We start from the raw sequence: 22,795 nt of genomic DNA on the forward strand, positions 1-22,795 counted from the left end.
ACCGCGCGGCCCCGAGGCGGACGCGAGGTCGGGCTCAGGCCTCGATCCTCCCCCGGTGCGTCATCTGGCAGCGGCCTTCGGCGCGCAGCGCAGGCGCCACCTCCGGCCCGTCGACCGCTCGGTCGCGGCGAGCGGGATCCCGCCGTCGGCGACATCGATCGGCCTGTCCGAGGCCCTCGTGAGGACGCCCTGGAGCCGTATCGCCATCGTCTCGACGCACGCGCTGCCGGGCTCCAGGCGAAGCCGGAGCTCGGCCCCGTCGAGCGGCGCGCCATTGCCGCCGAGCTCGAAGCTGGGCGAGCCCTCCAGGCCTGTGTCGAGGAGCCAGCCGTCCTGGCCCGGGTGGCACCGGGTGAGCGGTGTGCCCGCGAGATCCTTGCGCCCCAGCGGGATCGCCTCGCCGAGCGCGCCGGTGTCGCGATCGATCGGCAGCACATGCCAGGAGCCGGTACGCACCCCAGGATCCGGGGCCGTCGAGATGAGCAAGCCGACCCCGCCGCCCAGCGCGCGCCGGACCAGGCGCGGCGGATCGACCCCGTAGCTCGTGCGGGCGGGACGAGAATAGGTCGTGAGCAGCCGCGCGATCCCGAGATCGGCGCGCCACAGGTTCACGGTCTCGTAGGAGCCGCCGGGCGCCACGAAGAACCAGGTCTCCCCGAGCTGCACGGCGCCGCTCGGATACGGCCGGAGGAAGTGGCCGGTACGGCCGGCGTCGTCGCGGAGCGGGAGGATCGGGAGCCCCTCGGAGACGGCGAACAGGCTGCAACCCGCGCCCCGGCAGACATGGGTGAGCGCCGCGCGTCCGCCGGGATCGAGGTACGCACCCCACGACGCCGCGCCGTGCGTGACCATCCCGATCGCCTCGGCGGCCGACGCCTCGTCAGGCCACGGCGACGCGCTGACCGCGCTGGAGCGGACGCCGCCGTCTGGATCGAAGCGGTCATCGAAGCGGACCAGCCAGCGCCCAGCGCGCGCCCAGTCAGCGCCTCGCTTGCCCCATACGTAGGCGCGCATCGCCACGATGTCGTACGGCGCCCCGTTGTCGAGCCCGCTCTCGTCCGCTCCGAGCGCGGGCGGCGCGGTGTTGCGGAACGGGGCCCATGCGGAGCGCGCGGTCTCCTTCGACGCCCCGCGCCCCCCCGGGCGCGAGCGCGGCGGGGGCGCAGCCGACGCCCGGTCGAGCAGCGGCGGGGTCGAGGAGCCGAGCACCTCACAGCGCATCGAGATCGGGCTGCCGGCGCGCAGCGGCGCCTGGAGCACCGGCGGCGGCTTCGCCTCGGCGAGGTCGCCCGGCGACGCCGTCTTGCCCCAGCCGATCCGGATCCAGCCCCCGAAGGCACAGCCGACGGGGCCGCACGCGCGCGTCGGCGAGGCCCTCGCGTCGTCGTCCCGCTCCGGCAGCTCGAAGGGGCGCCAGGTCATGCCGCCGTCCGTCGACTCGGCGGCGCGCTCCCCCTCCCCCAGGGAGAGCGCGAACCGCCCTGACAGCAGCGCGCCCGTGCCGTCCTGGCGCACCTCGCCGGCCGTCACCCTGCCGCTCTTCACGTCGATCCGGACACCGGTGATCGGACCGCCTGCCTCGACCCAGCCGCCGAGGACGCCGGGCTCGCGCTCCTCGAAGCCCTCGAGCCACATCCCCTGCTGGAGACCGCGGACGGTGCTGCGGGGCTTGCTCGGGAGGCGCAAGGGCACGGTGGTCACGTCGCTCCCGTTGAGCAGCGTGAGCTGCCCCGACACGCCGGGGCGAGGCGGCGAGAGGACGGCGACGCGGCCGTCGGAGAGCGCGACGACGCGCTCGAGGCCGACGTCCTTCCAGGGCGCGTGGACGCGGACCTCGCGCGCGCCCCCTCCCGCAGCGACGACGCAGTAAGCGCGGCCGTCCTGCTCCGCGCGATCTTCGCCGCAGGAGCCGCGGATCACCAGCGCGCCGTTGCCGCTCGCGGTCACGAAGCGCGGCCGGTCGAAGCGCAGGATCCGGCGCATGCCGAGCGGCGGTTGGAAGGCGTAAAGGATCGTCGGGCCATCGCGCTCGCCGCAGACGAAGCCGAACGACGCGCCCGCCCGGACCGCGTGACAGGCGGCCTGCCGCTCGGGGTAGGCGTCGGTGACGACGTCGAGGACAGCACCGTCGCGCAGCGAGATGCGCGCCAGGGCGCCGCCGCGAGCCACGACCGCGGTCGTGCTGGAGTCGGGCCACCCGTCCTCGACCGCGGCGCGGAGCGGGCGTCTCCCGAAGGGCCCCTGGGCGCGCGCCGGCGGCTCCTGCACGTCCTCGGGCGCATCCAGCGTGCGGTACGTGACGCCGCCGCGGGCATCGACCGAGTAGAAGCCGTTCGCCGTGATCACCGCGGGATCGCCGCCGATGACGCCGAGGGAGGACGGCCGCGCGTCGACGTCGAGCGCGCGCCACGTGGTGCCGGCATCGAAGGTGACGAGCAGCCCGCGCAGGTCGGCCTCGACCACCGCGCGCCAGCCGTCGGCGAACGCGAGCTGACCGTAAGCGCTCGCCGGCGGGAGCGGACCGAGCGGCATCGCCGCGCCCGTTTGCGCGTCGATCGCCAGGAGCCGGTGGTTATGAGAGAGGCGGGCGTAGAGTCGGTCGAACCCCGCGATGACCTCGTTCGCCTCCGACGAAAGCTGGGCGAGCGGCTCGAGCGGGGCGAGCCAGCCCTGGGCCCGCCAGAGCTGCGCGCTCCCGCGGTTCGACGCATGGAACACGTAACCGCCGCCGAGCCGCGTGGGCAGCTTGAGCGCGGTGACCTGGCCCGGCGGCAGCAGCTCGGCAGCGCGCTCGAGCGACCCGTCGTCGCGCGCGACGACGCGCATGCGATCGATGAGCACGCGCCTGGACCCGGCCTCGCTCGCCACCACGCCGCGCTCCCCGACCAGATCCGGGAGCAGGAGCGACGGCGTGACCATCGTCACGAGCGCCCCCTGCGCGGAGCGCGCCCCGGGGGCCGCCGGCAACGCCCGCGCGACGCCGTCGCGATCGCTCGACGCCTTGTCTCCGGCCAGCGCCGCCGCCGCCCGTCCGCCGCATCCTGCGGCGCTCGCTCCGAGGAGCAGCGCCATCGCGAAGGGGGGGGCAGCGCCCGGCGTCCATCGAGGCCTCGGCGCGTGCAGCCGCCCGTCCGGCTCGCTCATGACGAGCGATGCTAGCGCGGCCCCCTGGGCGCCGCACTGCCCTTGCCGCTGCGCTACGCGCCCTTCCGGGGGAGCATCACGCAACGGCGCGGACAAGGCCGAGCATCCGTTCATCACGGGGGCGTGGGTAACAGCCCCCGCGTGTTCACTTGCCCTTTGCAGAGCACTTCATCGCGCACATCAGGTCGCCGGGCGCGCACCCGCAGCTACCGCGCTTGGGAGCCGGCGCGGCCTGCGCCGGAGCGGCCGCAGGCTGCTGCGCCTTGCTCGCGGTTCCGCCGGCTGGCCGCGAGGGCCGCGAGGGCCGCGCGCGCGGTGCCGCAGCGGCGGGAGCCGCGCTCGGCGCCGCGCTTGCACTCGCGCTCGCGCTCGCGCTCGCGACCGGCTCGGCCGTTGCCGTTGCCGTCGCCGCGGGTGCCGGCTCGGGCTCGGGCGGCGTCGTCGTCGCCGGGGCCGCCGCCGTCGGCGCCGCGTTCTCGACGACGGCGGGCGCCGGCGCCTCACCGCCGCCCTTCACCAGCAAGAAGACGCCCGCGATCGCAAGGCCCGCGATCGCGATGCCGGCGCCGATGATGAGCGGGGCCCGGTTCTTGGGAGGCGCCTCGTAGGTCGTCGGCGCGACGGACGGTGCCGGCGCCGCGGTCACGATGGGCGCGCTGAGCTGGAAGAGGCCGCCGTCGTTGGCGACGATGCTCGCGACCGGCGACGGCGCGGTCACGCCGGATCCTGCGGCGAGCGCCTTCAGATCGATGAGGCCGGAGTCCTCGGAGACGGCAGCGCTCGCCCTCGCCGGGGCGGGGCCGGCCTTCGCCGTGAGGGCGCTCAGCGAGAAGAGCATCGAGTTCTCGTCTCGCTGGCCCGGAGCGGCCCCGCTCTTGAAGAGCGGAGCGCTCGTCGCCACGTCGTCGGAGCTGGGGCGTTGCGCCTCCGGCCCCGAGCTTCCGCCGAACAGGTCCTGCGTCGGACGGGCCGGATCGCGACGCACCGCCGCCGCGCGAGGAGCGGCCGCCGCAACCGCCTCGACACCGGCCGAAGGCTGGCTCACGGCCGCGCCGCCGCTGGGCACGGACTGCACCGGGGGCGCCTCGTGGGCGGCCGCCGACACCGGCGCGCTGCCCGCGTGCAGCGCGGCGACGATCGTGTCGACCTGGCCGAGCGGCTGCCAGTCGGCCATCCCGTCCGCCCAGATGTACGTCTCGGCGTTGATCGCCCCCGCTTGATAGCTGGCGACGATCTCGGCCACCGTCATCGAGCGCTGATCGCCGTCCGCCACGTTGACCAGGTAGGTGGTCCCATCGCTCGGCACGCTCGTCCCGGAGACCGGGTCGGCGGGGCCGCCGTTGGTCGTCACACCCGAGCTGTTCACGAGGATCGTCGCGCCGCACTTGCGGCACTTGATCTTGACGGTTCTGCCTTGGACCTTCTCGTCCGAGACCGTGTACTTCGACTGACAGGACTGACAGGTGATCTTCATTGGGGGCTGGCCCGCAGGGGTGTAGTGCCGGCGAGGCGTCGCGTGGAGTTTACCTTGATACCGCGCCGGTGGCTCGCTCTCTGACGTGCCAGTCGCGCGTCTGATCTCGTAGCTCGCCGCTTTACGATAGCCGAGGTCTTCGCCCCTGCGTAAAGCACAAACGGAACGGCGACGCCGGACCGCTGTCGGGGCGCGTCGCAGGACCGCGCAGGCCAGCGCCGGGAGTGCGACCCAAAATCGGCGGCCCTGGCGGCAAATTTCGCGGAAAGAGGGCAGGAAGACGGCCCGCTCAGGCCTCGCCGCGCGCGGAGCCGAGGTCGTCCAGGTTGGGCTCCTCGCTCACGACGGGCACCTCGTCGACCGGGTCCTGCGGCTCGGCGCTCTCGGCGGTCTCGACGCTCTCGGCGCTCTCGCTCGGCCCAGGGGCCTCGTGGCTTCCCACGTGCTCGCCGTACGCCTGCAGCTTCGAGTACAGGCCGCGGCGGCTGATCCCGAGCACGCGGGCGGCGCGCTGCTTGTTGCCGCGCACGGCCTCGAGGGTCAGGAGGATGAGCTTGCGCTCCGCGTCCGCCAGGCGCGTGCCGACCGGGAGGCGCAGCACGAGCGGGTGCTCGGCGGCCTCGCCGGCGTCCCGCGGCGCCTCGGCCTCGTGCGCGACCCCTTCCCCCGGAGGCCTGCGCGGCAGCGAGGCCGGGCCCACGGAGGCCGGGGCCGGCTGCGCGACGGCGTGCGACGGCGCTGGCTCGGAGGGGACGGCCAGCTCCGAAGGGTGGACGACCGGCACCGAGAGCGGCTCGGCCGGCTCGGGCGGGACGACCTGCGCCGCGGACTTCGCCGGCGGCGGGATGCTGTCGTACGAGCGCCGGGAAGACCGCCGCTCGATCCGGCCCTGGCCGAGCTGGACGTCGTTCGCCGAGACCAGCTCGGTCGAGGCGAAGAGCGCGGTCTGCTCGATGACGTTGCGTAGCTCGCGGACGTTCCCCGGCCAGTCGTGCTCCGTCAGCCGCTCGACGGCGGCGTCGGCGAGGCGCCGGGCCGGGGTGCCGTAGCGCTTCGCGAACTTGAGCAGGAAGCGCTCGGCGATGGGGAGGATGTCCTCTCGCCGCTCGCGCAGCGGGGGCAACGTCACCGTGAAGACGTTGAGGCGGTAGTAGAGGTCCTCGCGGAACACGCAGTCGTCGACGAGGTCGAGCAGATCCTTGTTCGTGGCGGCGACCACGCGGACGTCGGCCTCGATCTCCTTGCGGCCGCCGACGCGGGTGAACCGGTACGTCTCGAGCACGCGCAGGAGGCTGACCTGCACGGCGGCGTCCATCGTGCCCACCTCGTCGAGGAAGACGGTGCCGCCGGCCGCCGCCTCGAACTTGCCCTCCGCGGCCGCGAACGCGCCGGTGAACGATCCCTTCTCGTGGCCGAAGAGCTCGCTGCCGATGAGCTCGCGCGGGATCGCGCCGGTGTGAACCGGCACGAACGGGCCCGCGCGGCGGCGGCTCCGGTTGTGGATGGCGCGCGCGACGAGCTCCTTGCCGGTGCCGCTCTCGCCCACGATCAGCACGGGCGCCATCGTCGCGGCGACGCGATCGATGCGGGTGAAGACCTCGCGCATCTTGGGTGAGCCGCCGATCATCCCCTCGAACACGAGCTGCCCGTGGAGGGGGTCGTCGTCCTCGCCCTCGAACTCGCCGCGGGTCGGGCCCCGCAGGAGCAGCTCGCGCACGAGCAGCACGAGGCGCGCCGGGTCGAGCGGCTTCTGGAGGTAGTCGGCCGCTCCCAGCTTGAGGGCGTCGACGGCGCTCGTGATCGACGCGGCGCCGGTGACCATGACGACCGCGGGCGGAGGCGACTTCGGCTCGGGCCCCTCGAGCTCGCCCGGCGAGAGCCGGCGCATCAGATCGACGCCGGTCATCCCTGGCAGGTTGAGATCCGTGACGAGCACGTCTGCCGGCGTCCGCTGGTGGATCTCGAGCGCCTGCTCGCCGCTCGACGCCACGAGGACATCGAGGCCCTCGTGCCGCAGGACCGCCTCGAGGATCGCGGCCTGATCGGGCTCGTCCTCGACGAGCAATACCCGACCGTGGTGGCCGTGGCCCCGGTGCGGCGAACGCGCCTGCCCACGCGGAATTGCGGCTGTCACTGCGTTCGGTCCCAAAGCTTCCCTCCCAGCTCGGCGGACGGACGGCTCGGCCCCGTGCGATACGAAAGGTGCCGATGAACTTGTACCCCGTGGGGGCCCCACATCAACTCGGGAGTTGCCTCCTTCTCGGTGCAAGGCCCCCCTCACACGCCGTCCCTGCGCAACGGTCGTGATGCCCCCCGCGTCGCTGAGCTCTGTGGTGACACGCCGGCGCGCGCATCACCAGCGATCGATGATGCCGCACGCGATGCGATCGGCCAGCGCCATGCACGTGAGCATCGGATTCACGGCCGGACTTCCAGGGAAGACGCTCGTGTCTGCGACGTACACGTTGTCCAGATCGTGGCAGCGCCCCTCCTCGTTGACCACACCGTCGCGCGATCGCCTCGACATGCGCGCCGTGCCGAACGCGTGGTTCGCCGCGGTGATCGTGTCGCGGCCGTCGAGCCGCTTGCTCTTCAGGATCTCTGCCTCTTCCGGCGACCTCAGCTCGTCGGGAACGCCGTGCAGCCCGGGCAGGATCGAGCCTGCGCCGGCCGCCCAGCAGATGTCCGACAGGATGCCCAGGCCGCGCTGGATCTTCTCGACGTCGCGCGGCGCGTAGTCGAACCGCACGTCGGGATCCCAGCTGCCGCGCTTCGGACGGACCGTCCCCCGCGACTGCTCGGCCGCGATGATCACATCGAACGGGGCCATGCGGTGGTACGTCCGGAGGTGACGCTGGTAGTCGTGCCCGAAGCCGGGGAACCGCGCGGCGAGCACGGCGGGAGGCGACCAGAGGACCTCGAGCTTGATGCCCTGCTCGAGGAAATGGAGCGAATGGTAGCCCTGCGTGGCGCCCTCCCACGGGTCGATGGGATCCGGGAAGACCGCCATGATCGCGAGCCCTGGGTGGAGCTGGAGCTCGTTGCCGACGTAGCCGCTGGAGTTCGCGGCGCCGCTGCGGAGCAGGATCAGCGGGGTCGCCATGCAGCCCGCCGCGAGCACGATCAGCTCGGCCCGGATCTCGACCGGCGCCCCCTCGCGCCAGGTGAATGGCTCGATGGTGCGACCGCGCATGCCGGTGGCTCGCCTGCCGGAGAGGAGCAGGTGCTCGGCGCGCACGCTGGTGAACACGCGCGCGCCTGCCCGGATCGCGGCTGGAACGTACGAGATGTCGGTCGACATCTTCGCGCGGTTGCGGCACCCGGTGAAGCACTCGCCGGAGCCGCGGCAGTCGCGCACGTTGCGGTGGGTCGGCTCGCTCGACAGGCCGAGGGCGTCGCAGCCGCGCTTGAAGCGCAGGTTGCGCTCGCCCTGCACCTCCATCGGCGTGGGCGAGACGCCGAGCAGGCGCTCGACGCGCTGGTAGTGGGGCAGGAGCGCGTCCAGGGTGATCGACGCGGTCCCGGTTCGCTCCGCCCACTTGTCGAACACCCACGCGGGCGAGCGCGCGCAGATCGCGGAGTTGACCACCGATCCGCCCCCGAGCGCGATCGCCTGCATGGTCGGGATGAGCATGCGCCCGCGGGCGGCCCGCATCCCCCCCTCGCGCAGCGTGCGCGCGAGCGACTCACCCGCCTCCTGCCGGAAATCCTCCACCCCGAACGGCGGGCCCTCCTCCAGAAGGATCACGTCGCGCCCTGCCTCGGCGAGCTCCTTCGCGACGACCGACCCGCCGGGACCCGAGCCGACGACGAGCACCTCGCACGACGCCCGGACCTCGCCGTCGTAGTCGGCGAACACCTTCACCCCGGCGCGCGGATCGCCGGGCGCGAGCGGCTCCACCGCTCCCCTCCCGTGGCCAGCGCGGGCCGTGGCCGCGGCGAGCGATCGCCGCTCGCTCCGCCCGGGGCCCGCCGGCTGGAGCGCCCCTCCCACGGTGGGTAGCTTCACGCGGTCACCCCCGGCGCGAGCGACGAGGGCTCGACGGCGACGGCCGCGCGCGCCGCCGCTCGCTCGGCGCGGCGCTCGAACGGAGCGGGGCAGCAGGCGACGCCGATCGCGCAGGCGACCTTCTCGTTCGCGAGGTATCCCATCGACAGGAGCGTCCGGAGCGAGAGGAACGTCACCCGCCGGAGGTAGATGCGGCTCTGCGCCATCGACGCGAGCACCGCGATGCGATCCCGCTGCGAGAGGCGCGTGAAGCGGGCGCGGCGCGGGCCGAAGACCCAGGGCGAGAGCTCGACGGCGTGGAGCAGCAGCCGCAAGTACGGCCGGAGCGGCCGCGGCGCGCGCGCGACGTGGTGTTCCATGTACTCGACCAGGCCGGCCTCGGTACCAGAGAGCGGGATCGGGCCGCCCGGGGGAAACAGCGCGTCCGCGCAGGCCGCCGCGATCGCCCGCTCCTTCGCGGACAGCGCGCGGGCCGACCGCCGGGACGACGCCGACCTGCGCGCGAGGGCGACCCCGGCGAGGGCGAGCGCTGCGAGGGCAACGACGAGGGAGATCAGGGGGAGGTGCGCAACGAGCTCGCTCATCACTCGACTCCTTTCTTTTTCAGCGCGAGCTCGGGCGACGCTTCGCTCCGCGTCGCCCTGACTCGCGGTGTCGCTCTCGCGGTTTGCGCTGGAAACCAGGGGTCGTTCGGCACGACCGCCCCATAGAGTAGTCCGACCGCCTGAGTGCGCAATTTTGTTCGCACTGCGTCAGGGTGTTCGCACACCATCCTTTCCCGATTTACACGGCTCGAGGTCAGCGCTGTCACAGCGGGGCCGGGTGGCGGGGCGTCCGGGTGGATCCAGGGCAGGACGTCGCACGCGCGACCTCCGCCGGGTGGATCCAGGGCGGGACGTCGCACGCGCGACGTCCGTCGCGCGCATCACGGCGGCGCGTCGCCCGGCGCCCTCGCGCTCTCCTCGGCCTGCGGCTGCGCGGCCTGCGGCTGCGCGGCGGCAGCCCAGAACGAGCGCACGTCCTCGATGCGCTCCGTCCGGCGCGCGCCGGGCAGGCTGTCGAGCAGCACGCGGCCGTAGCCGCGCGTGCGGATCCTCCGGTCCAGGATCGCGACGATGCCGCGATCGGTGCGCGTGCGGATGAGCCGGCCGAACCCCTGCTTCAGGGTGATCGCGGCCTGCGGGACGCTGTAGGCGATGAACGGGTTGCCGCCGCCCTGCTCGATCGCCGCGCACCGGGCGGCGACGACGGGATCGGTGGGCACCGCGAACGGGAGCTTCTCGATGATCACGAGGCGCAGCGCCTCGCCGGGCACGTCGACCCCCTCCCAGAAGCTCATCGTGGCGACGAGGACGGCGTGCCGCTCGGCGCGGAAGCGGCGGAGCAGCGTCCCCTTCGGCGCGTCCCCCTGCACGAGCAGCGGGGCCCTGGGCCGCGGCGCGCCGGCGCCCTCGGCCCTCGCCTGGGCGGCCGCGCGGTCGAGCCGGACGCGGAGCGCGGCGGCGAGCGCGTTCATGGCGCGGTTCGAGGTGCAGAGGACGAACGCGCCGCCGCCCGTGATCGCGATGAGCTCGGCCATCCGATCGGCCGCGCGCTCGACGAACGACGCGTCGGTCGCCTCGGGGAGATCGCGCGGCGTGTAGAGCATCGCGGCGCTCGGATAATCGAACGGCGAAGGGACCTCGAGCTCGTCGACCGGCACCGACACGTCCTCGTCGAGGCCCATCCGCGATCGGAGGAAGCGGAACCCGGATCCGGCGGAGCCGCCCGTGGTCAGCGTGGCGCTCGTCAGCACCACGGCGCCGATCCGCTCGAAGACCTGCTCGCGGAGCATGTGCCCGAGGTCGACCGGCGACGCGCCGAACGAGACGGCGCGGCCGCGCACCTCGACCCACGTGACCTGGTTCGTCGCGGGGTCGACGATCCGCGCGGCGTCGTCCCGGAGCTGCGCGGCGCGGTTGCCGACGAGCTGCACCGCCTCGCTGACCGCGTTCGCGCTCGCGTACCCCGCGAGCGCCTCGAGCACGTCGTCGAGCCGGTGGTAGGCGCCGAGCAGATCGCCGGACCACGCGTCCCTCGGGAGGGGGACCCGGGTGTCGCCGCGATCCCCGGCGCCCGTCGCGCCCCCGAGCAGCGCGAGCCGATCGAAGAGGGCGTCCGCGGCCTCGCGCACCACGGCCGTGAGCGCCGTCCCCTCGCCCCGCCCGAGGATGCGATCGGCCAGGCCGGACGTGATGAACGCCCTGTCCGCGTCGCGGAGCATCGAGTCGACCCGCGCCCGCGAGACGCGGACGCCGAAGAAGCTGGTCGCGATGTCCTCGAGCTGGTGCGCCTCGTCGAAGACGACCGCGTCGTACGGCGGGAGCGCGCCGACGCCGGCGAAGCCGCGGCGCGCCCCGGCGATCTTCAGCGCGAGGTCCGCGAAGAACAGGTGATGGTTGACGATGAGCAGGCGCGCCGACTCGCTCTCGCGCTTCATCCGCGTGACGAAGCAGCCGTCGAAGTACTCGCACGAGGCGCCGAGCCGCGTCTCGCTGGACGACGCCACCTCCCGCCAGAGCGGATCCCCCTCGGCGAGGTGGGCGAGCTCCGCGACGTCGCCCATCTCGGTCTCCTGCGCCCACGCCTCGAGGAGCGGCAGCGAGCGCCCCGCGAGCCCGGCGCCCGCGCCGGGGCTGTGGCGGAGCTCGTTGAAGCGGCGCAGGCAGAGGTAGTTGCCGAGCCCCTTCACCAGCGCCGCGCGCGGATCGAGCCGGAGGTGCTCGGCCACGAGCGGCAGATCCTTGGTGAAGATCTGGTCCTCGAGCGCCTTCGTCGCGGTCGAGACGACGACCTTGCGCCCGCTCAGGATCGCGGGGACCAGGTAGGCGAGCGTCTTGCCCGTCCCGGTGCCCGCCTCGCAGAGGAGGATGCGGTCCTCGGTGAGCGCCCGCTCGACGGCGCGCGCCATCGCGAGCTGGCCCTCGCGGTCCTCGTAGCCCGCGAGACCGCGCGCGAGCGGGCCGGAAGGCCCGAGCAGGCTCGCGGCTCGGTCAGACGACATCGGCGACCGCTCACCGCGGCAGGACGGTCTTCTCCAGCGAGAGGGCGAAGCCCACCTCGCTGACGGCGAGCTCGAGCGACGCCACCGGCTTCTCGAGCTGGACCTCGCACCAGGTGTCGAGCGTCCGCTCCTCGTCCCCGGGGTCGCGGACGTGGCGGATGTTGGTTCCGCCCTCAGCGTACCCGCGCGCGATCGCGGCCTCGGCCAGCCCGCGCGCCCGCTCGAAGAGCTGCGACTCCGCTGCGCCTGGAAAGTCGTTGCGCTGGGCCCGCACGACGAAGCCGACCCGAAGCGGCTCGGCGCTCACGACGATCCCCGAATCCATGAGAAGGTTCTCCCGCACCCGCTCGGCGACCTGCACGGCGTCGACCCGGGTGCGGTAAATCTCGAATCCGGCCTGGAGCAGGGCTTTCTTTATCTCCGCGGGTGTCGGCATCTTCCGCTGGTTTCCGGATACCCCCAGCTGCCAGCAGGACCATCCATCGCAAAATTGCGGGCGTCTCGTCAAGCCGACAGACGGTGCGGCGCGCTGGCACGCCGGTGAGCGCTCACGCGCTCCGAAACGACGGCGTCGAGGCCCCGTCGTCCAGGAAGCAGACGCCCACGATCGAGCCGTCGGGCTCGTCCTGCACCCACACGATCCGGCCTGATCGCGGCGCCCCACCGTCGATCCACACCGTTAACTCCGTGCCGGGATCGAGTGAATTTTCTACCACCGCCCGGAGCCCGCCCACGCTCACGTTGAGCGTCCAGCCCGGGACCGCGTGCTCGCCGGTCTCCAGGCGGACACGCTCGCTGAGCTCACGGCGGGCGCTCCTGCGACGGTTGGCGAAGAGGTCGGCCGGGACCTGGAGGGACGGAGGAGTGAGGCTTCTTCGTCGAATCACGAAGGAAAATTACAAGCACACGCCGTACCCGCCAAGCCGTTCGCTCGCTTTTGACTACATTTTAGTGTGGACGTGAGCGCTCGGATCGCTCAGTGCGCCTCGGCGTGGTCGGGCTTGTGACCGGAGCCGTCGCTCGGCTCCTCGAAGACGGAGACCGGCTCGAGCAGCGAGAGCTGGTCGCGCTTGATGCCAACGCCCTTGTCGGAGAAGAAGAGGTCGTTCTCCTGCAGCCGCGACCGCACCCGCGCGATGAACAGGATAGGCATGCCCGCCTGCGTATAGCCGAGCTGCACCAGCGTCCCCTTGGGCCAGCTGCCGCCGTCGAACGAGAGCTCCTTGCGGAGCGTGTAGAACCCCTCGGCGGGGAGCCGCTGCAACGAGTCCGCCCACGTGGTGCCACGGAACGCCACGGCAGGGCCGTGGAAGTGCCAGCGGTTGTGCACGTTGTGATCGGGCGTCGTGACCGTCGGCAGGCCGTTCTCCGAGTGGTTGTGGAAGGAGACGATGATGCCGGCAGGCACCTTGTCCTCGTGTCCGGGGAGCGGCTTTGTCGTCAGGTACAGGCCGCAATCAGGGAGGTGTGACTTCGAGCTAGCCATGGCATGAGCCCCTAGCCTCGCTCTCGACCGCCGTAAAGACACGCCGTCGAGGCCGTGCTATGCCGCGCCAGGCCAAGGCGGGAGGCCGCTCGAGGAGCGAGCGGCGCACGCCCCGGGAGCGAGCCCTTCGTGAACAGACTGAGCCAAATCTTCGGCGCCGCTGTGGTCATCGCGATCGCAGTCGTCTTCATCATCCAGTTCCGCCCGGCCACGGGCCCCGTGCAGTCGAGCGGGAGCACGTGCGCCGTCGAGGTCAGCGGCAGCTGCATCTCCTCGATCGAGTTCAACGCCTCGAGGAACCTGCTCAGCATGCGCAGCGTCGACGAGAATCGCCTGCGGGCGATGGGGCTCCGGCGGCTCACGGCGGAGGGGCTGTACGAGCGCTGGCTGCTGAACGAGGACGCGGAGCGCCTCGGGATCAGCGTCTCGGACGACGAGCTGACGGCCGAGCTCGTCGCGGGCAGGATGCGTGTCTCGCTCCCGGCGGACAAGATCCGCCAGATCGGTTACGCGCTCAACCTCCCGGAGAACCTCATCCGCTACCTCGATGTCCGCAACCGGCAGACGAAGAAGTTCGACACCAAGCAGTACGAGCGGCAAGTCCGGAACATCACGAAGATGAGCCCGACGGACTTCCGCGAGTACCAGAAGAAGGAGCTCCTCGCCGCGCGGATGCGCGACCTCATCCGCGCGCGGGTCCGGGTCGGCGAGAGCGAGGCGTTCGAGCAGTTCTCGCGCGAGAAATCCACCCGGGCGCTCTCGTACGTGCGCTTCGACCGGCGCTTCTATACCGATCTCGTCGTCGACACCTCGGACAAGGCGATCCAGGCGTGGGCGGACGCCAACAAGGAAGAGCTCGACAAGGCCTGGGAGGGGCGCAAGGCGCAGTATCAGCCCGAGTGCCGCGTGGTGCGCGACATCCTGGTCGAGGTGGACCCCGCATCCGAGGACGGGCCGGATGCGGCCAAGGCCGCCGCGAAGGAGCGCATCGAGAAGGCCGCCGAGCGGCTCAAGAAGGGCGAGCGCTTCGCGGACGTCGCGCGCAGCGCGAGCGACGATCCGAGCGCGGCGCGCGGCGGCGACCTCGGGTGCGTGACCAAGGGCCGGCTCACCAAGCCCGTCGAGGACAAGCTGCTCGCGATGAAGCCGGGCGAGGTGTCGGACATCATCGAGACCGAGAGCGGCTTCCATGTGGTCAAGCTCGAGCAGATCGCCAAGGACGCCGAGGCCGAGAAGATCGGCCGGCACGAGACGGCGCGCGAGCTCTACGTCGCCCACGAGTCGGAGCGGCTCGCGGCGGAGGCGGCGAAGCAGGTGCTCGCGGCCGCGGCGGGCGGCAAGTCGCTGGAGGACGCGCTCGGCGCGTACCTGGACCAGCTCGCGCCCGCGAAGGGAAAGGCGACCGCCGCGCCGGGCGCGAGGCAGGACGGGGGCAAGGGCGACGGCGCGAAGGGCGCGGGCCAGGCGGAGCCCGGCGAGGCCGGACCGCCCTACACGCTCGCGAACCACCCGAACCGCCCCGCCGTCGAGACGAGCCTGCCGTTCAACGTCTCGGGCTCCCCCATCGCGGACGCGAAGGACAGCACCGAGCCCGCGCGCCTCGCCTTCCAGCTCGACAAGCCGGGCGATCTGCCCAAGGACGTCGTGGCGCTGGAGAACGGCTACGCGGTGATCCAGCTCAAGGAGAAGACCTCCCCGAGCCAGGAGCAATGGGAGAAGGACCGGGAGTTCTACACTTCGGCGATGAGGGCGGCGAAGCAGAACGACGCGCTCGTCGGATACATCCGCCGGCTCAAGTCGACCATCGGCAGCGAGGTGAGGTACGACCAGAACCTCCTCAAGGAGATCCGGAAGAGCGAGGACGGGCAGACGGGTGCGCCGCTCGACGAGGGGGAATGACGTCGCTTCCGATGCGTGACGTGGAGGACGTCGTCCTCTCCAACGGGCTCAAGCTCGTCCTCGTCCCGCAACCGCACGTGCACCGGGCGGTCGCCTCGCTCTACCTGCGGGTCGGCTCGCGGTTCGAGACCCAGCAGAACAACGGGATCTCGCACTTCCTCGAGCACATGCTGTTCCGGGGGACGCCCTCGCTGCCGTCGGCGCACGCGCAGGCGCTCGCCTTCGAGCGCCTCGGCGGGACGCTCTACGCCGCGACCCACGTGGACCACGGCGTGATGAGCATCTCGGTGCCGCCGGCGAACCTCGATCCGGTGCTCGCCCTGCTCGGCGAGGTCGCCACGTCGCCCCGCTTCACCGCGATCGAGGTAGAGCGCGGGATCGTGCGCGAGGAGATCCTCGAGGACCTGGACGACGAGGGGCGCGACATCGACGCGGACAACAACGCCCGCGCCCTGATGTACGAGCGACACCCGCTCGGCTTCACCATCACCGGGGGCATCGACGCGCTCGATCGCTTCGACGAGCCGACGCTGCGCGCGCACCACGCCCGGCACTACACGACGGCGAACGCGGTGCTCTGCGTGGCGGGGCAGATCGATCCCGGCGTGTGCGCGCGGGTCGTCGAGCGGCACTTCGGCGCCATGCCGCGCGGCGAGCAGGTGCCCGTCGCGCCGCCGCCGAACGGGCAGAAGAGGCCGAGGTTCCGCTTCATCGAGAACCAGTCGAGCCAGACCGAGCTGCGGGTCGCGTTCCGGGGCGTGAGCGAGCGCGACGCGCGCGAGCCCGCGGTGGAGATGCTCCTGCGCGTCCTCGACGACGGCATGTCGACGCGGCTGTACGAGCGGATCTGCGACCGGCTCGGCCTCTGCTACGACGTGTCGGGCATGTTCGAGGCCTACGAGGACGACGGCGTCGTCGACATCGCCGCGGGCGTGCAGCACGACCGCGCGACCGTCGTGGTCCGGGAGATCTTCACCCTGCTCCGCGAGCTCGCCGAGACCGGCCCGCGCGAGGACGAGCTCGCCAAGGCGCGGGACCGCCACCTCTGGTCCGTCGAGGCGATGCTCGACGACGCCGAGGCGACCGCGGGCTTCTACGGGCTCGCCGCCCTCGCCGACATCACGCGGACCCCGGAGGCGCGGCACGCGGAGCTCGCCCGCGTCACCGTCGACGACGTGCGCGATGCCGCGCGCGCCCTGTTCCGGCCGGAGCGCCTCACCGTCGTCGCCGTCGGCCTGCTCCGCTCCTCCGAGGAAGCGAAGCTCGAGAAGGTCGTCCGCTCCTTCGGCTGATCCGCCGCGAGCCGCAGACGGCTGGCCGCCCGGGACGCAAACCGTTGTCGCGGGGGTGGGGGCGATGCGCCCGAGGTGCGCCCGGCGGACAGGGCGCGACCCACGCGATCTGAGCGCGCGGCAGGCCAGGTGGCGCCCGCCGGCGAGGCGGCCGCCCCTGCCTGCGCACGGCGAAGGGCGCGGCCTGCGGCGTGGCTGGCGCTGCTTCGGGGAGCAGAAGCGTGCCAGGAGCCACAACTTATTATTTGCATTCATTCGCATGGACGCATAAATGGGGTCCGTGGTCGCGATGGCGGACAGCTCGGCCCAGCCTGCGGAGGCGATCGCGCGGTGCGAGCTGTACCGGCTCCTCGCCGATCCCGTGCGGGTGCGGCTCCTCGGGCTGGCGGCGGCGGAGGAGCTCGCCGTCGGCGAGCTGGCCGAGCTCCTCCGCGAGGGCCAGCCGAAGATCTCGCGCCACGCGGCCGCCCTCCGCGAGGCGGGCATCCTGCTCGCCCGGCGGCAGGGCACGTGGACGCTGCTCCGCCTCGATCCGCGCGCCACGACCGATCCGGTGATCGACGACGCGGTGCGCGCGGGCCAGCGCGCTTGCGCGGCGGACGGGACGCTCGCGCGCATCGAGGAGGTGCTCGCTGCGCGCGACGCCGAGACCCGGGAGTTCTTCGCGCGCGGCGGGCGCCCGCTGCGCCCAGGGCCGCCGTCGGAGCTCGCGGCCTACCTCGCCGCGCTCGCGCCGCTCTTGCCCCACCGGCGCCTCGCGATCGACGCGGGCACGGGCGACGGGGCGCTGCTCGAGGTGCTGTCGCCCGTCTTCGACCGCGTCGTCGCGCTCGATCGCGCGGGGGCCCAGCTGCAGCTCGCGGCGGAGCGGATGCGGCGGCGCAGCCTGGAGAACGTCGAGCTCGTGTGCGGCGAGCTCGACGGGCCCGAGGTGCGCGTGGCCGTGGCCCGCGCGCTCGGCGACGCTCGGCCCGATGCGGACCAGGCGCCCTCGGGCGGCGCGGACGTGGTCTTCGCGGCCCGCGTGCTGCACCACGCGCCGCAGCCGGCGAGGGCGATGCGCGCGCTGGTCGAGCTCGCGCGCCCGGCCTCGCCCGGCCCGGGCGACGACGCCCAGCGTGCCCGCGGCGGCGCCGTGTGCGTGCTCGACTACGAGGCGCACCACGATCAGACCCTGCGGGAGCAGGAGGCGGACGTCTGGCTCGGCTTCACGCCGGCCGAGCTCCGGCGGCTCGCCGAGGAGGCGAGGCTGTCCGGCGTCGAGATCCGGCGGCTGCCGTCCGCCTGGCAGGGCGAAGGTCCGGATCGACACCTGGTCTGGCAGCTGCTCGTCGGCTGGCGCAGCGCGCGCACAGGCGCATTCAACGGAGAAGGCAGAGGGACACCATGAACGCGAACAAGCTCTCTTACAAGGTCGCCGACATCACGCTCGCGGACTGGGGACGCAAGGAGATCCGCATCGCCGAGAAGGAGATGCCCGGGCTCATGGCGCTCCGGGCCGAGTACGGCTCCGCGCAGCCGCTCAAGGGCGCGCGCATCGCCGGCTGCCTCCACATGACGATCCAGACCGCGGTGCTGATCGAGACGCTCGTGGCCCTCGGCGCGGAGGTCACCTGGACGAGCTGCAACATCTACTCGACGCAGGACCACGCCGCGGCGGCGATCGCGGCGGCCGGCGTCCCCGTGTTCGCCTGGAAGGGCGAGACCCTCGAGGAGTACGACTGGTGCATCGAGCAGCAGCTCTACGCCTTCAAGGGGGGCAAGGGGCCCAACATGATCCTCGACGACGGCGGGGATCTCACGGTCGTCGCGCACGAGAAGCACCCGGAGCTCTTCACCGGCAGCGACCCGATCCGCGGGCTCTCGGAGGAGACGACGACGGGCGTGCACCGGCTCTACGAGATGCACCGCGCCGGCAAGCTGAAGGTGCCCGCGATCAACGTCAACGACTCGGTGACGAAGAGCAAGTTCGACAACCTCTACGGTTGCCGCGAGTCGCTGGGCGACGGGATCAAGCGCGCCACGGACGTCATGTTCGCCGGCAAGGTCGCCGTGGTGTGCGGCTACGGCGACGTCGGCAAGGGGTGCGCGCAGTCGCTGCGCGGCCTCGGGGCGCGCGTGATCATCACCGAGATCGACCCGATCTGCGCCCTGCAGGCGGCGATGGAGGGCTACGAGGTCAAGCGCCTCGAGACCGTCGCCCCGATCGGCGACATCTTCGTCACGGCGACCGGCTGCAGCGACGTCGTCCGCGCCGAGCACATGATCGCGATGAAGGACGAGGCCATCCTCTGCAACATCGGGCACTTCGACTCCGAGATCCAGATCTCGTGGCTCGAGAAGAACCCCGAGATCAAGGAGGAGAACATCAAGCCGCAGGTCGATCACTTCATCTTCCCCGACGGCAAGCGGCTGATCGTCCTCGCGCGCGGGCGCCTCGTGAACCTGGGCTGCGCGACCGGCCACCCGTCGTTCGTGATGTCGACCTCGTTCTCCAACCAGGTCCTCGCGCAGATCGCCCTGTGGACCGAGAAGTACCCGGTGGGCGTCCATCTGCTGCCGAAGAAGCTCGACGAGAAGGTCGCCGCGCTGCACCTGCCGAAGCTCGGGGTCGAGCTGACGCAGCTCACGCAGGACCAGGCGAAGTACCTGGGCGTCCCGGTCGACGGCCCCTTCAAGGCGGAGAACTACCGCTACTGAGACGAGCGGCGAGCGCGGGGCTTCCGGCGCCTCCGCCGCTGGGGTAGGCGGCGAGTCGATGGATTCTCGCCACCGCAAGGACGAAGCGCAGCGTTACCTGGAGACCTACGCCGCAACCCACGGCGAGGATCTCGCCCTCCGCGTCTACACCTCCCGCTTGCTCGGCGCCGATCCGTCGCTCGTCCTCCACGGCGGGGGCAACACGAGCGTCAAGAGCGCGGCCGTCGACCTGCTCGGCGAGCGGGTCGACGTGCTCTTCATCAAGGGCAGCGGCTGGGATCTGGCGACGATCGAGCCGCGCGGCTTCCCGGCGTGCCGCCTCGCGCCGCTCCAGCGGGCGTGCGAGCTCGCGGAGATGACCGACGAGCAGATGGTCGCGCTCCTGCGCGGCCAGATGCTGGATCCGGCGAGCCCCACGCCGTCGGTCGAGGCGCTCCTGCACGCGATCATCCCCGCGAAGTTCGTGGATCACACGCACGCCGACGCCGTGCTCTCCGTCGTCGATCAGCGCGGCTCGGCGGAGGCGGTCCAGGCGATCTACGGGGACGAGGCGCTGTTCGTGCCGTACGTGATGCCGGGCTTCACCCTCGCGCGCCGCGTCGCCGAGTTCGTCCGCGCGCGCCTCGAGCGCGGCGCGCTCCCGTCCTTGATGATCCTCGACAAGCACGGCGTCTTCACGTGGGGGGACACCGCCGAGGAGAGCTACACGCGGATGATCGACGCCGTGACGCGCGCCGAGCAGTACATCGCGGAGCGGAGCGAGATCGCCCCGCACCCCACGGTCGCGGCGCCGGACCCGGAGATCCGGGCCGCCATCGGCCCGGTCGTCCGGGGCGCGCTCGCCCGCGCCTCGGGCCGCCCGTGGGTCGCGACGCTGCGCACGAGCCTCCAGCTGGTCGCCTTCTGCGATCGCGACGATCTCGCCCGGATCTCGCAGATCGGCTGCGCCACGCCCGATCACGTCATCCGCACCAAGGCGCGGCCGCTCGTCGTCGACGCCTACGACGCCTCGGACACGGCGCGGTTCCGCGCGACCGTGGAGCAGGCCATCGCCCGGTACGTGGCCGAGTACCACGAGTACTTCCGCCGCTCGTGCGCGGCGCGCGGCGTGGTCCGCGACGAGCTCGATCCGTTCCCGCGCGTGCTGCTGTTCCCGGGGGTGGGCGCGCTGTGCGTCGGCGGCTCGCGCGCCGAGGCCGAGATCGTCGCCGACATCTACCATCACACCGCCTCCGTGATCGAGGCGGCCGAGGCGCTCGGGGGCTACCAGCCGGTCTCCGAGCTCGACCTCTTCGACATGGAGTACTGGAGCCTGGAGCAGGCGAAGCTCAAGCTCGGGGCGGGCCAGAGGGGCCCGCTCGATCGCCGGATCGCGCTCGTCACGGGCGCCGCGTCCGGCATCGGCCTCGCGACCGCGGCGGCGTTCCTCGCCGCGGGGGCGCACGTGGTGCTGGTCGATCGCGACGAGGAGCCGCTCGAGAAGGCCGCCGCCGCGCTCGACGGGCGCCACCGCGGCCGCTGGCTCAAGATCGCCTGCGACGTGCGGAGCGAGGCGAGCGTGAGCCGGGCGTTCTCGCAGGCCGCGGCGCATTTCGGCGGCGTCGACGTGGTCGTCTCGAACGCCGGCCGCGCGTTCTCCGGGGCCATCCACACGCCGGAGGGGCACGAGGCGCTGTGCGCGTCGCTCGAGCTGAACCTGCTCGGCCACCAGAACGTCGCCCGCGCCGCCGCGCGGGTGCTGCTCGCCCAGGACTCGGGGGGCGCCATCCTGTTCAACGCGTCGAAGAGCGCGTTCAACCAGGGGCCCGACTTCGGCCCGTACGCCGTCGCGAAGGCGGCGCTCGTCGCGCTCACGCGCCAGTACGCCGTCGACCTCGGCCCGCACGGGATCCGCGCGAACGCCGTCAACGCCGACCGGATCCGCACCGCGCTGTTCGGCGCCGGCCTGCTCGAGGCGCGCGCCCGCGCCCGCAACGTCTCGATCGACGACTACTTCCGGGACAACCTGCTCCGGCGCGAGACCACCGCGGCCGACGTGGCGCAGGCCTTCCTCTATCTCGCGACCGCCGAGGCCACGACGGGCTGCGTCCTGACCGTCGACGGCGGGAACGCCGCCGCGTTCCCCCGCTGAGCCGCCGGTGGTGGGGCACCTCGGGTGCTCACCTCCGGGCCGTCAGAGCCCCTCCGCGGGCCGGTCCTCGCGGCCTTCGCCGTGGACAGCGTCGGCGGACTTGCCCGGGGCGTCGAGCCGGATCTTCTTCCAGTCCCCCGAGTAGAACTTCCACGCCATGGTCGCGGCGAGGAGGACCACGTACACGACGCCCGCGCTCCAGATGCCCATCAGGCCGAAGCCGAGCGTGATGCCGAGCAGCCACGCCAGCGGGACGAGGCAGGTGAAGTGCAGGATGAGCTCCACCACCATCACGAACAGCGTGTTGCCCGCGCCGAAGAGCGCCTGCGTCAGGATCATGCCGACCGCCACGAGCGGCGTGCAGATGCCCATCACCTGGAGCGGCCGCAGCGCCGCGGCCTGGACGAGCTCGCTGCTGCTGGCGAACGCGAGGATCTGCGGGGCGAAGATCGCCTCGAGCACGCCGATGACGCCGAAGATCACGAGGCCGAGCCGGACGCTCGTCCAGCCGAACCGCGCGGCCTTGTCGCCGTCCTTCTCGCCGAGCGACTGCGCCACCAGGGTCGCCGTCGACGTGCCGAACGCCAGGCAGGCGGTGAACGTGAGCTTCAGGATCCCGACGATCACCGTCGTCGCCGCGCCGTACACCGGCTCCGCACGGCCGCCCGGGCAGAGCGGCGAGACGACGCCCGCCGGCGCGACCTGATCGAGCTTGCTGGCGATCGCATAGAACAGGCCGAAGCCCGTCATGATCGCCACGGTCGCGACGGCGCTCGGGATCGAGAGCTTGAGGATCGACCAGGTGAGCGGCGCCGAGAGCTTGCTCAGGGCGAACGGGCGGTAGCGGCGCCGGTACTCCGGCAGCAGCGCGTACGCCAGCATGATCGCGAGGCCGACGTAGGTCGAGATGAAGCCCGCCATGCCCGCGCCCGCGATGCCGTACTTCGGGATGCCGAGCGTGGCGTTGCCGAAGATGAGCAGGACGCAGAGCACGATGTTCAGCGCGTTCATCGCGAGCGCCGAGACGAGGTGGATGTGCGTCTTGCCGATCCCGTCGAAGAACGCCTTCAGCGCGAACGTCGCCGCCATCGACGTCACGCCGAGCAGGCGCCAGCCGAGGTAGTCGAGCGCCGCCTGCCTCGCGTCCGGCACCTTGATGATGACCGACAGGAGGTACGGCATCGTCAGGTACCCGAACGCGGAGAACACGACGCCGGCGACGAGGGCGAAGAACAGGGCGTTCGCGAGGACCGCGCCCGCGTCCTCCGACCGCTGCTCGGCGAAGCGGCGTGCGGTGAACGCCTGCGTGCCGACCGAGATCGCGCTGAGCGAGCCGCCGAACAGCCAGAGGACGATCAGCGACGGCAGGAGCGCCGCGTGCGCGTTCGAGGACTCCGGGCACGGCAGGTGCGCGAAGAAGACGATGTCGATCTCGTTGACGATGCTCTGGGTGAGCATCGCCGCGACGGTCGGCAGCGCGAGCCGCAAGATGGCGCGATGCGGGGGGCCCGATGTGACGGTGTTCGAGCCTGGCGCGGGCAGGGCGATCTGAGCCATCGCAGGCTGCGCGGTATACAACGCCGCAGCGGGCGTGCGAGAGAAATGCGCCGCGGGGGC

General features: G+C 72.5%; 15 protein-coding genes. 5 read left to right on the forward strand and 10 right to left on the reverse strand.

The window, feature by feature from the left end:
* Nucleotides 1-60: 60 nt before the first annotated feature.
* The 9 genes from WMF31_RS23340 to WMF31_RS23380 all read right to left on the reverse strand — a co-directional run bounded on the left by WMF31_RS23340 (nucleotide 61) and on the right by WMF31_RS23380 (nucleotide 13,156).
* Nucleotides 61-3,144 carry a hypothetical protein gene (locus WMF31_RS23340; protein ID WP_436604057.1) on the reverse strand — a complete coding sequence of 1,028 codons (3,084 nt, stop codon included), beginning with the start codon at nucleotides 3,142-3,144 and terminating at the stop codon, nucleotides 61-63.
* Nucleotides 3,145-3,289: 145 nt separating this feature from the next.
* Nucleotides 3,290-4,618, reverse strand: a complete 1,329-nt coding sequence (locus WMF31_RS23345; protein WP_436604058.1) for a zinc-ribbon domain-containing protein — start codon at nucleotides 4,616-4,618, stop codon at nucleotides 3,290-3,292.
* Between the two features lie 289 nt (nucleotides 4,619-4,907).
* A complete protein-coding gene (locus WMF31_RS23350) occupies nucleotides 4,908-6,683 on the reverse strand; it encodes a sigma 54-interacting transcriptional regulator (RefSeq protein WP_436604059.1) in 1,776 nt (591 codons plus the stop codon).
* A gap of 288 nt (nucleotides 6,684-6,971) precedes the next feature.
* Nucleotides 6,972-8,627, reverse strand: a complete 1,656-nt coding sequence (locus tag WMF31_RS23355; RefSeq protein ID WP_436604060.1) for a GMC family oxidoreductase N-terminal domain-containing protein — start codon at nucleotides 8,625-8,627, stop codon at nucleotides 6,972-6,974.
* On the reverse strand, nucleotides 8,624-9,211 hold the full coding sequence (locus WMF31_RS23360) for a gluconate 2-dehydrogenase subunit 3 family protein (protein ID WP_436604061.1): 588 nt from the start codon (nucleotides 9,209-9,211) through the stop codon (nucleotides 8,624-8,626). The genes WMF31_RS23355 and WMF31_RS23360 overlap by 4 nt, the downstream gene beginning before the upstream one ends.
* Before the next feature lie 341 nt (nucleotides 9,212-9,552).
* Nucleotides 9,553-11,670 (reverse strand): ATP-dependent DNA helicase, encoded by a 2,118-nt coding sequence (locus WMF31_RS23365; protein ID WP_436604062.1) that lies wholly within the window; start codon nucleotides 11,668-11,670, stop codon nucleotides 9,553-9,555.
* Between the two features lie 10 nt (nucleotides 11,671-11,680).
* Nucleotides 11,681-12,106, reverse strand: coding sequence for a hypothetical protein (locus WMF31_RS23370; RefSeq protein WP_436604063.1), 426 nt, complete (start codon nucleotides 12,104-12,106; stop codon nucleotides 11,681-11,683).
* A gap of 112 nt (nucleotides 12,107-12,218) precedes the next feature.
* A complete protein-coding gene (locus WMF31_RS23375) occupies nucleotides 12,219-12,557 on the reverse strand; it encodes a PilZ domain-containing protein (RefSeq protein WP_129347386.1) in 339 nt (112 codons plus the stop codon).
* An 89-nt stretch (nucleotides 12,558-12,646) separates the two neighbouring features.
* On the reverse strand, nucleotides 12,647-13,156 hold the full coding sequence (locus WMF31_RS23380; RefSeq protein ID WP_129347385.1) for a hypothetical protein: 510 nt from the start codon (nucleotides 13,154-13,156) through the stop codon (nucleotides 12,647-12,649).
* A 129-nt stretch (nucleotides 13,157-13,285) separates the two neighbouring features.
* On the opposite strand from WMF31_RS23380, the gene WMF31_RS23385 reads away from it, so the two are divergent.
* The 5 genes from WMF31_RS23385 (at nucleotide 13,286) to WMF31_RS23405 (ending at nucleotide 21,178) form a co-directional block, all read left to right on the forward strand.
* Entirely contained in the window at nucleotides 13,286-15,055 is a 1,770-nt protein-coding gene (locus WMF31_RS23385; RefSeq protein ID WP_436604064.1) for a peptidylprolyl isomerase, read from the forward strand.
* Complete coding sequence (locus WMF31_RS23390) at nucleotides 15,052-16,347, forward strand: M16 family metallopeptidase (RefSeq protein WP_129347383.1); 1,296 nt, start codon at nucleotides 15,052-15,054, stop codon at nucleotides 16,345-16,347. Before WMF31_RS23385 ends, WMF31_RS23390 begins: the two co-directional genes overlap by 4 nt.
* 271 nt (nucleotides 16,348-16,618) lie before the next feature.
* Nucleotides 16,619-17,737 carry an ArsR/SmtB family transcription factor gene (locus tag WMF31_RS23395; RefSeq protein ID WP_436604065.1) on the forward strand — a complete coding sequence of 373 codons (1,119 nt, stop codon included), beginning with the start codon at nucleotides 16,619-16,621 and terminating at the stop codon, nucleotides 17,735-17,737.
* The gene (gene ahcY / locus WMF31_RS23400; RefSeq protein WP_436604066.1) at nucleotides 17,734-19,047 is read left to right on the forward strand and encodes an adenosylhomocysteinase; all 1,314 of its coding nucleotides are present in this window, start codon (nucleotides 17,734-17,736) and stop codon (nucleotides 19,045-19,047) included. Before WMF31_RS23395 ends, ahcY begins: the two co-directional genes overlap by 4 nt.
* Before the next feature lie 58 nt (nucleotides 19,048-19,105).
* Complete coding sequence (locus WMF31_RS23405; protein ID WP_436604067.1) at nucleotides 19,106-21,178, forward strand: bifunctional aldolase/short-chain dehydrogenase; 2,073 nt, start codon at nucleotides 19,106-19,108, stop codon at nucleotides 21,176-21,178.
* A 42-nt stretch (nucleotides 21,179-21,220) separates the two neighbouring features.
* Here WMF31_RS23405 and WMF31_RS23410 read toward each other — a convergent pair whose 3' ends face one another.
* Complete coding sequence (locus tag WMF31_RS23410) at nucleotides 21,221-22,735, reverse strand: MATE family efflux transporter (protein WP_436604068.1); 1,515 nt, start codon at nucleotides 22,733-22,735, stop codon at nucleotides 21,221-21,223.
* Nucleotides 22,736-22,795: the final 60 nt, after the last annotated feature.

The organism is Sorangium sp. So ce1036, assembly GCF_051369805.1.
Taxonomy (GTDB): Bacteria; Myxococcota_A; Polyangia; order Polyangiales; family Polyangiaceae; genus Sorangium; species Sorangium cellulosum_F.